General features: G+C 27.7%; 11 protein-coding genes and 1 pseudogene. 9 read left to right on the top strand and 3 right to left on the bottom strand.

What is annotated here, in order from left to right; translation table 4 throughout:
• Positions 1–2: 2 nt before the first annotated feature.
• A pseudogene (locus tag ACE38S_RS03910) lies at positions 3–149 on the bottom strand (transposase); the annotation flags it as partial.
• A gap of 548 nt (positions 150–697) precedes the next feature.
• Between ACE38S_RS03910 and uvrB the strand changes: the two are divergent.
• From uvrB to pgk, 6 genes are all read left to right on the top strand, one after another.
• Positions 698–2,662, top strand: coding sequence for an excinuclease ABC subunit UvrB (gene uvrB, locus ACE38S_RS03905; protein WP_374696488.1), 1,965 nt, complete (start codon positions 698–700; stop codon positions 2,660–2,662).
• Between the two features lie 40 nt (positions 2,663–2,702).
• The gene (hprK, locus tag ACE38S_RS03900) at positions 2,703–3,626 is read left to right on the top strand and encodes an HPr(Ser) kinase/phosphatase (protein ID WP_374696487.1); all 924 of its coding nucleotides are present in this window, start codon (positions 2,703–2,705) and stop codon (positions 3,624–3,626) included.
• A gap of 212 nt (positions 3,627–3,838) precedes the next feature.
• The gene (locus ACE38S_RS03895; protein ID WP_374696486.1) at positions 3,839–4,081 is read left to right on the top strand and encodes a prolipoprotein diacylglyceryl transferase family protein; all 243 of its coding nucleotides are present in this window, start codon (positions 3,839–3,841) and stop codon (positions 4,079–4,081) included.
• A gap of 479 nt (positions 4,082–4,560) precedes the next feature.
• Positions 4,561–4,881, top strand: coding sequence for a hypothetical protein (locus ACE38S_RS03890; protein ID WP_374696485.1), 321 nt, complete (start codon positions 4,561–4,563; stop codon positions 4,879–4,881).
• Positions 4,865–5,818, top strand: a complete 954-nt coding sequence (locus tag ACE38S_RS03885; protein WP_374696484.1) for an NAD(P)/FAD-dependent oxidoreductase — start codon at positions 4,865–4,867, stop codon at positions 5,816–5,818. The genes ACE38S_RS03890 and ACE38S_RS03885 overlap by 17 nt, the downstream gene beginning before the upstream one ends.
• 56 nt (positions 5,819–5,874) lie before the next feature.
• Entirely contained in the window at positions 5,875–7,113 is a 1,239-nt protein-coding gene (gene pgk / locus ACE38S_RS03880; RefSeq protein WP_374696483.1) for a phosphoglycerate kinase, read from the top strand.
• Positions 7,114–7,915: 802 nt separating this feature from the next.
• On the opposite strand, the gene ACE38S_RS03875 is transcribed toward pgk, so the two are convergent.
• Both ACE38S_RS03875 and ACE38S_RS03870 read right to left on the bottom strand, forming a co-directional pair.
• Entirely contained in the window at positions 7,916–8,146 is a 231-nt protein-coding gene (locus tag ACE38S_RS03875; RefSeq protein WP_374696482.1) for a hypothetical protein, read from the bottom strand.
• A gap of 1,197 nt (positions 8,147–9,343) precedes the next feature.
• Positions 9,344–9,814 (bottom strand): hypothetical protein, encoded by a 471-nt coding sequence (locus ACE38S_RS03870; protein WP_374696481.1) that lies wholly within the window; start codon positions 9,812–9,814, stop codon positions 9,344–9,346.
• Positions 9,815–10,040: 226 nt separating this feature from the next.
• Between ACE38S_RS03870 and oppB the strand changes: the two genes are divergently transcribed.
• Genes oppB through oppD form a run of 3 tightly spaced genes read left to right on the top strand, consistent with a single transcriptional unit; the run spans position 10,041 to position 14,025 of the window.
• Positions 10,041–11,285 (top strand): oligopeptide ABC transporter permease OppB, encoded by a 1,245-nt coding sequence (gene oppB / locus ACE38S_RS03865; protein ID WP_374696480.1) that lies wholly within the window; start codon positions 10,041–10,043, stop codon positions 11,283–11,285.
• A 16-nt stretch (positions 11,286–11,301) separates the two neighbouring features.
• Positions 11,302–12,282, top strand: a complete 981-nt coding sequence (gene oppC, locus ACE38S_RS03860) for an oligopeptide ABC transporter permease OppC (protein WP_374696479.1) — start codon at positions 11,302–11,304, stop codon at positions 12,280–12,282.
• Between the two features lie 39 nt (positions 12,283–12,321).
• Positions 12,322–14,025, top strand: a complete 1,704-nt coding sequence (gene oppD / locus ACE38S_RS03855) for an oligopeptide ABC transporter ATP-binding protein OppD (protein WP_374696478.1) — start codon at positions 12,322–12,324, stop codon at positions 14,023–14,025.
• The last annotated feature ends 1 nt before the right edge of the window (position 14,026 follow it).

The following is a 14,026-nucleotide window of genomic DNA, read 5'->3' as shown; positions in this document are numbered from 1 at the left end:
TATTCAGGTTGTATTTGATTATTACACATAATCCTTAAAAATTTTTTTAAATTATATTTTATATCATAATCTTCATTTAAATATTTAGTAATTCTTCGGTATCCAAATTGTTTTAAATTTTCTTCATAGACTTTTACAATATCATTTATTGCTTTTTTATTTTTTTGTTACTGTCATAATTTTTATATTTATCTCAATAACTACGTTTTAACCTTGTTATTTCTAGTAATAATTTTATTGAATATTAATGACAATTTTGTTTAATAAAAGAGACGATTATTAGTTTGTTTAATTGTAAAAGTCATGGAGCTTTTTTAGTAACTCATACCTTGTTTTATAATATTAAAAATCTCTTTTGGTAAAAGATATTTTAGATCATTTGTGGTTTTTTTATTATTTTCTCATAAAGATTATAATGTATTTGCATTTAGATTATATTGTTTTGCTGCTATTCAACAACTTTTTTGTTTAATTTCATTAATTATTTTTGTTCTAAATTCTAATGTATATTTGTTATAATTTTGTTATTTTCTTGCTATATAAAAATGCACCCTATAAAAATTTAGCAAAATCTTTTTTATTTTACTTACTTTTTGGGTACAGTATTCTATTTTTGTTTTTTATTTTTAAAATAATTAGTCTGAAGATTGATATAATTAAAGAACAGGAAACAAAAGCGTAAAGGAATGATGGTACAATGTTTAAATTAATATCAAAGTATTTACCAGCAGGTGACCAACCATTAGCAATTGAAAAATTAACTATCAATTTATTAGCAAATAAAAAGCATCAAGTTTTATTTGGAGCAACTGGAACAGGAAAAACGTTTACGATGGCTAATGTTATTGAAAATTATCAAAAAACAACGTTAGTAATGGCCCATAATAAGACATTAGCAATGCAATTATATGTTGAATTAAAAGAAATGTTTCCCAATAATCGTGTTGAGTATTTTGTTTCAAACTTTGACTTTTATCAACCAGAAGCTTATTTACCAGGGAAAGATTTATATATTGATAAAAATGCTCGCCAAAATATGGAATTAGATATGATGCGGTTAAGTGCTTTTAATGCGTTAACAACACGTAAAGATGTGATTGTTGTCGCATCGGTTGCTGCGATATACGGGACGCAAGACCCAAATGAATATAAAAAATCTTTTTTTCAAATTGATCGTAATCAAAAAATTAGTAAAAAGGATTTAGCTAATTTTTTAGTATCATCAGGATATGTTCGTAATGATATTGAATTAATTCCTGGTAGTTTTAGTGCAAAAGGGGATGTTATTAAAATTGTTCCAGGATGAAATATTAAAACTTTTATTCGCATTGATTTGTTTGGTGATGAAATTGATGATTTAGCTTACATTGATGGAATAACAAGTGATGTTACCCAACGGTTATCAACGGTAACAATTTTTCCGGCGCAAGATTATATTACTTCACCAGAACGGTTAGTCAAAGCAATTAAACGAATTGAAGATGAGTTTAAAGTTCGGTTAGAAGAACTAAAAGCGGATGGAAAAATTGTTGAGTTTCAAAGATTAAAGCAACGAATAGAACATGACTTAGATTCCCTGCGAGAAAATGGCACATGTTCAGGGATTGAAAATTACTCGCGTCATTTAGATTTACGTTCAGAAAAGGAAGCCCCTTATACTTTGATTGATTTTTTTGGTGATGATTTTTTAACTATTATTGATGAGTCCCACATGTCGTTACCCCAAATTCGGGCAATGTATAATACTGATCGAAGTAGAAAAGAAACATTAGTAAATTATGGCTTTCGTTTAAAAAGTGCATTGGATAATCGTCCTTTAAATTTTGATGAATTTAATCAGAAATTAAAAAATGTTATTTATGTTTCAGCAACACCAGGTGATTATGAGGTCCGATTGGTTGACCACAAAGTTGTTGAACAAATTATTCGACCAACTGGTTTATTAGATCCAACTGTCGAAGTAAAACCAACAACAGGTCAAATCGATGATATTATTGAACAAGTAAAAATCCGTTGAAAAAAGAATGAACGGGTGTTTATTACAACGTTAACAATTCGAATGTCTGAAGATTTAACAAGTTATTTACAAGAACAAAATATTAAAGTTGCCTACTTACACAGTGAATTAAAAACCTTAGATCGTAACCAAATCTTACTTGATTTACGAAAAGGTGTTTATGATTGTATTGTGGGTGTTAACTTAATTCGGGAAGGAATTGATATTCCAGAAGTTTCATTAATTTGTATTCTTGATGCGGATAAACAAGGCTTTTTACGTAATGAACGTAGTTTAGTTCAAACAATTGGTCGGGCAGCGCGAAATGCGGAAGGGCATGTTATTCTATATGCTGATACTGTTTCTGATGCAATGCAAAAAGCAATGCAAGAGACAACTCGTCGTCGTCAAATTCAGGAAGAATATAATTTTAAATATCATATTACGCCAACAACAATTATTAAAAGTATTTGTTATTATACTAATATTAAACGCCAAGAAGATAAGTTACAGAAGATTAAAAATAAAAAATCAAAAGAATATCAAACAGCGAAAACAGCATTGTTAGCTGATTTACGAAAAGAAATGTATGAATCAAGTAAGAAACTTGATTTTGAACGTGCCGCAGAATTACGCGATATTATTATTGAAATTGAAGCAGAATAACAATTTGTGATAGTATTAATTTACAAAGGGGTGACTGTGAATGACAAAGTTTATTGTAAAAGATATTGTTGATAAATTTAGTTATAAGGTTTTAGCAGGGAAAGATGGTATTAATCGGACTGTTAAAATTTATGGTCTTAATCGGCCGGGGTTAGAATTAGCAGGTTTTGATTTTGAAAAAAATAATATTAATCGTCGGGTAATTTTATTATCAAATAAAGAACAATTATTTGTAAACACCTTAAGTGAAAAAGTAAAAAAAGAACGGTATGAATATATTTTAAATGAAAACATCCCGATGATTATTTTAACGGAAAAGTTTACGGATAAAATATTATTAGAAATTGCAGAAAAACACAGTTGTCCCGTTGTTCGTGCTAGTAATATTACAACAAGTCGTTTATACCAACTAGTATTAGAATTTTTTGATGAATATTTTGCTCCAGTAATAGAAGAGCACGCTTCGTTAATTAATGTTTTTGGGAAAGGAATTTTATTAAGAGGAAAGTCTGGGATTGGAAAATCAGAAATAACATTGGAATTAATTAAAAAGAATCATTTATTTGTTGGTGATGATCGCATTATTATTCAGCAGAGAAATAATCGTTTATATGGTCAATCCCATGAAATGTTAAAAAATTTAATTGAAGTTCGTGGTTTGGGAATTTTAGATTTAAGTAAAATTTATGGTTTACAAGTGTTATTAGATGAAACCAAAATTGATTTAGTGATTGAATTAATTCATTTAGACGATGAACAATATAAATCAATTGATCGGTTAGGGACTGAATATAAATATATTAAAATTTTAGATACAAAAGTCCCAATTATTACGATCCCAGTTACTTATGGTCGGAATGTTAGTGAATTGGTTGAGACGGCAGTTTCAAAATTGAAGTTAGATGAAGCGGGAATTTTTTCCCTAAAAATTTTACAAGACCGTTTTGAAGAATATTCAAAATAGAATTAAGAAGTAGTCTATGCAGTTAATTTAGCAACATTAATTTTCCATGATACTTATGGAAATTGATTTTATATACATTGATTTTTTATTTTTTGTGGTTTTGCAATTACCATTATTTTGTCGTAGGTTAATTTTCGGAAACGTGATATTCCAACCCAAGATTTTTATTGAGGAGTTTTTGTAATTACCTAATTGCTTTATTGGAAGCCAGTTTGTTTGGCAAATATGATGTTAATAATCTAATTTTATTTTTTAATTTATTTGCCTTTTGAGAACCTGGAATGAGTATTCATGGAGGATTAATTTTTGGTTTAATTAATGGTTGAATTTGATTTTGGTTTGAATCACGAAAGCATAATATTTCATTATTAGTTTATGCTTGATTTAATTCAATTGTGTCAAATATTTTATTAGTTCATACGATTGATTGTTGAGGGAACTTTTTTAATTATTAGTTGTTTAGGAAGTCAAATTGCTCGGGAACATTTAATGTGATTGTCAAATTTTACTCGGGACAACCTTTTTAAATGATATGTTCTAACACCGGCGCTCGATCATTTATCATTTTCATCAAATTTAGGCAATTGATTTAAATGGAAACGCGGGGTCCACAATACCACTGATTTTGCTAATGTTCAATATTTTCAACTAATATTCTTATATGAATCATTTGCAAATATTTTACTGTGAATTTTAATTGTGATTGCATTACCGTTAATATTTTATTATAGTTATTATTTTGATGGCTTAAAAATAAGAACCAGATTTTAGATAGTTATCGCAAAAAGGTGTTTGGACAAAATTATATAAAATGATATTATGATGTAAAATTTGATCTAACGATTGTTACTAAATTATCACAGTAAGTAAATTACATAGAGTTTATTTTTAAAATAAACATAAGATGACAAAAAAAGCAAGCGATGAAAGATAAATGAAAATATGTGGGGCAAGGTTAAAACAAATTTTTACAGTGGATGTTCGTTCATTAGAAAAAATAGAAAATCAACATCAATTAAAGATTTTACGTTGTATTGTTAAAGCGGGAATGTACATTGTTGGTTATAATTTAATTTGGATACTTTTAGAAACACAACAAGAGGACCATTATTTATTTTTAAAAAATATGCGAACATTAGACTATATTATTCTTAATTTAATGATTGTTGTTGTCATTATTTTAATATTATTTGCCCAATGGATAGTTGTTAGAAAACGAAGAAAAGGCGGATTTTTATATGAAAAACAATACTAATGAAATATATGATGGAATATATGATATTTTAGTAATTGGGGCTGGTCCCAGCGGGATGACAGCAGCCATTTATGGGGCTCGCGCAATGGCAAAAATCGCAATGATTGAAAAAGGTGCTCCTGGTGGAAAAGTAACAAAGACAAGTGAAATTGAAAACTATCCTGGTTTTGAGAGTATTCAAGGTTATGATTTAGCAATAAAAATGTTTCAACAAACTCAGAAATTTAAAATCCCTTATCTTGCCGATTGCGTGATGAACATTACCAAAATAGATAATTTATTTAAATTAAAGCTGTTTTCAAAAAAAGAAGTATTGGCAAAAGCAGTTATTGTCGCAACCGGAACGGTTGAACGAAAATTATGCGTGCCTGGTGAATTAGAATTAGAAGGCCGCGGGGTTTCATATTGTGCCGTTTGTGATGGATCTTTATATAAAAGGAAAGGTGTCGTTGTTGTTGGTGGTGGTTATGCTGCGTTTGAAGAATCACTTTATTTAGCGCGGTTTGTTAATAAAGTGACTTTAATTCATCGTCGTGATAAGTTCCGCGTTGATAATAATATTGTTGCGAAGGTAAAAGAAAATCCCAAAATTAATTTGATTGTTGATACGGTCATAACCGAAATTAAGGATGTGTCCGAAAAGCGTGTCACAACAGTTGTTATTAAAAATGTTAAGACAGCGAAAATTGAACAATTAACAGTGAGTGCGATTTTCCCATACATTGGGGCAATTCCAACTAGTGGTTTTGCTGCCAAATTAGGGGTCTTAGATCCAGAAGGTTATTTCATTATTAATGATAAATGTTTAACAGCACTCCCGGGATTGTACGCTGCTGGGGATGTTACTAACACAACATTACGGCAAATTGCAACAGCTGTTAGTGATGGAGCTAAAGCAGCCCAGTTTGCCTTAGAATATCTTGATAGTTGTAATTAAAACGGTAATCTTATGATAAGATATATGGTTAATAAAAAGAAAGTGATAAGGAATTTATGACGAACAAAAAAGAATTAAAAGATGTTAAAGTTAATGGAAAAAAAGTTTTAGTCCGTGTTGATTTTAATGTTCCAATGAAAGATAGACAAGTAACAGATGATAATCGTATTGTTGCCGCGTTGCCAACAATTAAATATCTGTTAAGGCAAGAGGCAAAAGTTATTTTATTTTCCCATTTAGGAAAAGTAAAAAAATCAGCTGATTTAGAAAAATATGATATGGCCCCGGTTGCAAAAGTGTTAGAAAAAAAATTAGGGCAACCAGTTAAATTTATTAATGCTTTTGAAGGAAAAGAATTAGAAGATGCGATTAATCAAATGCACAATGAGGATGTTATTTTATTCCAAAATACCCGTTTTGCGGACATTATTAATAGTAATGGTCAAATTAGTGTTGATAGTGATGGAAAAGCAATTGCAAAACGAGAAAGTAAAAATGATGCTGCGCTAGGAAAATATTGAGCAAGTTTAGGGGGTGTTTTTGTTAATGATGCCTTCGGAACTGTTCACCGTGCGCACGCTTCAAACGTTGGGATTGCTGCCAACACCACCGAATCATGTTTAGGATTTTTAGTTGAAAAAGAAGTTAAAATGTTATCACAAGGGGTTGATAACCCGATTAAACCATTTGTGGCAATTATTGGGGGAGCGAAAGTTTCTGACAAAATTGGCGTAATTGAGCATTTATTAATTAAAGCAGATAAGATTTTAATTGGTGGGGGTATGGCTTATACATTTTTTGCTGCCCAAGGACACAAAATTGGTAATTCATTGTTAGAGAGTGATAAAGTGTCGATTGCAAAAGAATTTTTAACAAAAGGAAAAGGGAAAATTATTTTACCAATTGATGCTTTAGAATCGTTAGAATTTGCCGATGTTCCAGCGAAAGTTACTATCGGCGTTGATATTGACGATGGTTATACAGGTTTAGATATTGGGCCTAAAACAATTGAATTATTTAAAAAAGAATTATCTGATGCAAAAACAGTGGCTTGGAATGGTCCTATGGGAGTTTTTGAATTTAAAAATTATCGAATTGGAACTCAAGCAGTTTGTGAAGCAATCGCGGAATTAGAAGGGGCATTTACTTTAATTGGTGGGGGAGATTCTGCCGCAGCGGCAATTCAATTAGGTTATAAAGATAAATTTACCCATATTTCAACTGGTGGTGGGGCTAGTTTAGAATATATGGAAGGTAAACCACTACCAGGGATTGAGGCGGTGCAAAACAAATAACAGGACAAAACGACAAAATGTCGTTTCTTTTTTTGTTATGTAAATTTGTAAACATAAAAAAACACTTTATTTTTCATAAAGTGTTTTTTTATTTTTATATTAAAAAACATAAATTTATTTGTATTATTTATCGGATGGTATCTCTAAATTTAGAACTTTTATCATAAAAATAGATTAAACTATGTTTTCCTTACACAAAATAAACGATATTTTCATAAATCCTTTCAAATAAAGGTATTTATTATATGATAAATAATGCAACTCTTAAACTTAATATTTTAATGCTTAAAGATTGATAACTCATCTATGACACGAAGTTTTAAATAAAGTGTGAAAGCGAATGGATTTTACTCCTATTTATTTCTTTAATTCTCAGCAAGATTAATCCCTTGTCGAAATGTTAGAGCACGTGTTTTTTGGGTTTGTTTCCGTACGGGATAAACTTTATCTAAATATAAAGTTTTGTTATAACCATTCACATCCGAAGTGATGTGAATGGTGGCAAATTAAGCTAATTAAATTAAAATATAAATATTATTACTAAATATTAAAGCATTAACCAACAAAGATATTTTCTTTTTATTTAAAATGGATTAACAACCAATTTTAAGACACTTTTTATATGGACTGTTGTTTTCTAAATTCAACAGGTATTAAATAATTTAAACTACCATGAATTCAAATATTGTTATATCAATGCACAAAGTCAAATAATTTGTATTTTAATTGGGTTAAATTTATAAATTTTTGCCTCTTGACAAATTATTTTTTAAAACTTTTGTAAATTGTTTCAGCCCCAGCATTATCATAAGGATAGCCCCCTTTTATTGTTTAATGATTGTTTGATGTTAAAAATATTTAAGGTATTATCAATTATTTTATTTTTAAATTCATTGCCCAAGTCAGTATGAAATAACGTAATTTGTTTTAATGGTCTTATAATTGAATAAAAGGTTTCTTGCACTAGTTGTACTATTTTATTTGTCTCGACACTATAGCTAATTATTTCACAATTAAACAAATCAATTAACAAACAAAGGATAATGTCAAATGTTATTTATCGCCAACTTGAACATATGTTAAATCATTAACAACAACTTCATTGGGTTGTTTATTAATTAAATTCACGGTTTAAAACGTTGCTAATTTCGTTGTTATTAACCACCAACTTATGATTACGATATTTTAATTTGGTGCATTTAGATACTAACTAATTTTTAATCATAATTTGGTGAATTTTTCTTCGCGATAAGATAATATCTTTATGATTAAAAAGCTTTTTTAATTTTACAAGATCCATAAATTTTACGATTAACATTAAATGCGCTGATAACTTTTTGTTCATAATTATTAACATCAACAATAGCCACATTTATTAATTTGATAGTAATATATTGATTTTGCTATCTTTAATTTTGATCCTATTTGACCAATTTTTCGCACAGAATATTTTTCTTTATTATTGTTAATAATTTCTATTTTTTTTATTAATTATCAGCACTACTTGCTTTAAAGGGTTGTTTTTCATTATAATTGGATTAATTCTTTTTGCAAGGCAATCAAAGTTAATTTTCTTTAACAGTGTGATTATTTTTTGCTTTAAAAAATCCAGAATTATGAAATTTTTCAATTAACTGATATATAGTTGATTTTGACACCTTATATTATTTAAAAATTTCAAGAATAGTTTTGCCATTTTGATAAAGTAAAACAATTTGTTTTTTAAATTCATATATCGATGAATTTCTTCCTATTTTTATATTTCTACTTTCTTCATAATTATATTTTATTTGAAAATCCACATGAATATGTTTCAATTTATTGAAACATATTCATTAAATAGTAAATTTGAAAAATATGTATATTATATTAAGAAAAGAAAATTTGTTAAAATTAATTTGATTAAAAATAAACATTATTTAATGATGCGAGTATTTAGGAAAAGAGATTACATCGCAACTATAATTATAGTGCATATAAATATTATGATATAAATTTTAGTATTAATTCTTTTTTCTACAGTTTTTACTCATTCTGTTTTTGGAATAAATATTAATGATAGTGAATTTAAATTATTACAAATAATTTTACAATCATAATTCACAATAATAATATAAAATTTACAATCATATTTATAATTATAATATAACAATCATAATATAATAGTTAAAATATAATAGTTAATAGTAGTAATATAATTCAAAGTTGATTAAAAGTTTTTATTAAAAAATTAAACAATAAAAAAGATAATTAGTGAACAAATTAATAATATTCCAGCATTAATTAATAAAATATTTCGTGTTTTTTTAATTTTTGCTTCCCCATCTGTTAAAGTAAGTTGATAACGACGACGATGATCATTAAAGTATGCTGAGACCTGCTTGTTTTTATATCATCCAAGAATTAATCATATTAATAAGATTACAATAAAAAAACTAACAACAACCCATTCTGTTTTTTTAATATCTTTAAAGAAAAAAATTCCTAATAAAAAACAAATTCCAACTAAACTAGCACTAGTTAAAATAGCAATTAAATAATGATACCAATTAATTTTCTTTAGTTTATGGTAAGTTTCTAATTTTGTTGTTTGATTATGATATGTTTCATTAACAATTTCATTTACTTCTTTTTGATGAGTTTGTTTTTCTTCTTGTTTTAAGTGATGTAATTCTTTAAAAATGTTTTTCTTTTTTGTCATGTTGCCCCTGTGTTAATGTTTTTAAAATTTATTATTAAATTATATTTTATTATTAAATTATATTGTATTTTTCAAAAAAATAAATTATAATTTAATAACATAAAATTATATTTTATATTTAAATTAAGCATATTATTTTGAATAAGTTATTTTATGTACATTGTTTTATTAAAATTTAACAAAAGGGATATTTAATTTTTCCTTAAATTAAGGAGGGAAAAAATATATGAAAAGCATTAGAAAAAGGAAAGATATTTCTAATAATAATATTGATACTATCAAGGAATACAATAATAAATTTCTTAATGTTAACTTGGATTATCATAAAACAAATAAACAAACATCAATTTTTTCTGAAATAAAATATAAAATGACAATTTTTAATTATCATCGTCGGGAAATTTTTGAACGTTTTCCATTAATCGGTTATTCATTAAAAAGAATCTTTTTTGCCATTATTACTTCATTATTAGCAATTTGTGTGATTTTTATTTTATTACGATTAGTAACGTCTGATGATATTTATATTAAAGATATTGATATTGATAAATTAAATATCTTACCAAGGACACCAGAATATAATAGTTTATTAGAGCAAAGAATGAAATTTTTTGGCGTATATGGGTCAATTTGAACACAGTTAGGGACATATTTACGAAATATTATTCCGTTTATTAAAAAAACAATTATTGTTAATAGTGCTTTTGATCCAATTACTGGTGAATTAGTGGGAAAAAAAATTACAACCTGATTTTATTTAGGAATTGTTTTTTCGACAGCAGTAGCTCAACCAGGGGAATTAGTATCAGATATATTTGCCCGAGCAATTCCATATTCATTTGGATTTGGTTCAATTGCGGTTTTATTATCGTATGTAATAGGGGTGCCGTTGGGAATTATTTCGGCTAAAAATAAAGAACGCGGGATTGATAATACAATTAATGCGGGGTCAATTATCTTTTTAGCAATACCACCAGTTGCTTTAGTGGTGGGGGTTTATTTAATCTCAATTAATGTTTTCTATGCGCATGGTTTATTTAATTCAGGGACTTTTGATACTAAGTTTTGACCAGTTTTTGCGATTTTTATAATGGTAACGCCGTCAATTGTGATTAATACAAGACGGTATGTTATTGATGAAATGACAGCGGACTACACTAAATTTGCCTTATCAAAAGGAATGACTGATCGTTATATATTCTATGTTCACATTTTTCGAAATGCTGGAATTCGCATTTTTAGTTTATTACCCGCCGCTTTTGTAACAACTATTTTTGGTGCAAGTATTTTTGTCGAACAAAATTGAGCAATTCCTGGAATGAGTAAATTTATTGTTTCTGGTGTTGGAAACAAAGATTCATTTGTGATAATGGGATATGTTATATTAACAGCCACTTCAGGGGTTGTTACTAGTTTATTAGCGGATATTATTATGGCGGTGTTAGATCCCCGTGTAAAATTAACAAAATAAAGAAAGGAGCAAAATGATGAAAATAGTTACAGACGAAGAATTACTTGATTTTCATAGTTATGATATAAATAATTTAGATGCTAGTTTATTTGAAATTGTTGGTCCTCAATTAGAGGAAAATGAACAAATTTCAACGAAATCATACCGTTATTGAAAAGTAGTTGGTCAAATTTTAATTACTAAAAAAACATTTATTGTTTGTTTATTATTACTTGCCATTATCTTATTAATGGCAATTGTTCCAATTGGCAAAATTGCTAATCCGTTACCAGGTGATTTACCAATTCCCAATTATCAACAACCATTAGCCCCAAATGCAACTTATTTATTTGGGTTGGCAATGAATGGTGAGAATTATTGAGATAAAATTTGAATTGGAATGCGGACTACCTTATTATTTACCTTAATTATTTCCGTAATTCAGATTTTAATAGGAGTTATTGTTGGTTCAATTTGAGGATTTTATAAAAAATTTGATATTTTATTTATTGAAATTACTCGCTTTTTAAATTTAGTTCCAACATTAATTTTATGATTAATTATTATTTTTGTCTTAGGGAAGACGATGCCCGTCATTATTTTTGCCGTATCCTTTACTAGTTGAATTACTTTAGCAGAGATCATTCGGGTACAAATTATTTTAGTTCTTAATACCGAATATAATCTTGCATCAAAAATGTTGGGAACATCTGGGCCAAAAATTGTGGCAAAAAACATTATGCCTCGTATTTTACCATTAATTATTCAAACAGCTTCATTTGCTGTACCAATGTCAATCGCCATTGATTCAACATTAAATTACTTTAACTTTGGTTTTATTCAAGGACGAGCAAATACAACCCTAGGATTCATTTTAAATGAAGTATTAGCGTCTAGTAAATGACAAGATTATCCACACTTATTAATTATTCCGATTTGTTTTATTGCCGGAACATCAACGTTATTTTTCATCTTTGGAAAATTATTTGCCGATTCATTAGATCCTAAAAATCATTAATTATAAATAAAAATTAACGTATTAAAGGAGATATTCCCTATGGGAAAAGAAATTGTTATTTCAATTAAAAAATTAGTAATAAAATTTAAAACGCGTGCCAATATTTTAACTGCAATTCGCAATATTTCATTTGATATTTATGATGGTGAAACATTAGCAATTGTTGGTGAATCAGGGAGTGGAAAGTCAGTTATGACAAAAACATTTACTAATATGTTAGAAAATAATGGTTGAATTAGCAATGGTTCAATTGTTTATTCACCATCTAAAAATATTTTATCTGATGATTTAGCTTACTTTAGAAAACCGATTCATTTAGTTGATTTTCATAAAATTTTATTAGACAATAGTTTGCAAAAAAATATTATAAAATATAATAAAAAACAAATTATAAAAACAACCCGCAAAATAAAAATAATTAACAATTTACAATTAACCGAACTACAAGCAACAATTACTGATTTGCAAGATAAAATTAAAGCATTAAAAAAACAAATTTGTTTTAGTTATTCAAATCGAATTAATAATAAAATGATAAAATTTAATGTACAATTAAAGGAATTAAAAAAAAATAAAGAAATGTTATTAAATCTTGATCTAAAACAAAAGAATCTTGATTTTCTACAAAATCGGGTTGTTGATTATAATAATGAAATTAATAAAATTAAAAAATTAACTTGGAACGAAAAAAGGTTATTAAGTAAAAATATTCAATTTTTAAAAGAATATTTTGAACAAGGAATTATTGCTGATCCAACGGCATTTAGTAAAATTAGCATTTATTTTACTAAAAAAACTTATACCGATGGGGTTCGTTATCGTTTTAACAAAATGAATAAGTTAATGCTAGCCGGAAAACCATTGAATGAAACTTATTTTGCGAATTTATGTGAAGAATGAAATTTAATTAAAAATTTTGAATTTATTAATAAATTAAAAACAGCAAAACAAATTAGTAAATTGCGGGGACCCACAATTGCCACAATTTTTCAAGATCCAATGACATCTTTAAACCCATTATTATCGGTTGGTTTTCAAATTTCCGAAGTTTTACGAAAACATCAAAAATTATCTCGTGCAATGGCAAAGAAAACCGCAATTGAATTATTAGAAAAAGTTGGGATTCCAAAGGCAAAAAAACGTTATCATGATATTCTTGGAATGTATTCAGGAGGAATGCGTCAGCGGGTTGTTATTGCAATTGCTTTAGCGTGTAAACCAAAGGTTTTAATTTGTGATGAACCAACAACAGCGTTAGATGTTACGATTCAAGCACAAATTCTTGATTTAATAAAATTATTACAAAAAGAATATAAATTTACTGTTATTTTTATTACCCATGATTTAGGGGTTGTTGCTAATGTTGCTGATCGGGTTGTGATGATGTATGCTGGTCAAATTATTGAATATGGGACAGTTAATGAAATCTTTTTTGACCCAAAACATCCGTACACGTGAGCGTTATTGTCTTCCTTGCCACAATTTGGCCAAAAAGGGGAGGATCTTTATTCAATCCCAGGTTCACCACCATCATTATATGTTAAAGTGTGCGGTGATCCATTTGCCTCACGCAATCAACATGCAATGAAAATTGATTATTTATTAGAACCACCAATGTTTAAAGTAACTGATACCCATTACGCTAAAACATGATTATTAGATCCGCGGGCAGCAAAAATTACAAAACCAAAACAGTTACAAAAATTAGAACAAATTAAGAATGATATAAAGGTAGGCGATTAAG

Origin of the sequence: Spiroplasma endosymbiont of Polydrusus formosus, assembly GCF_964263245.1 — a bacterium.
In the GTDB taxonomy this organism is placed as follows: Bacteria; Bacillota_I; Bacilli_A; order Mycoplasmatales; family Mycoplasmataceae; genus Spiroplasma.
This window is presented reverse-complemented; position numbering and strand designations above follow the sequence as displayed.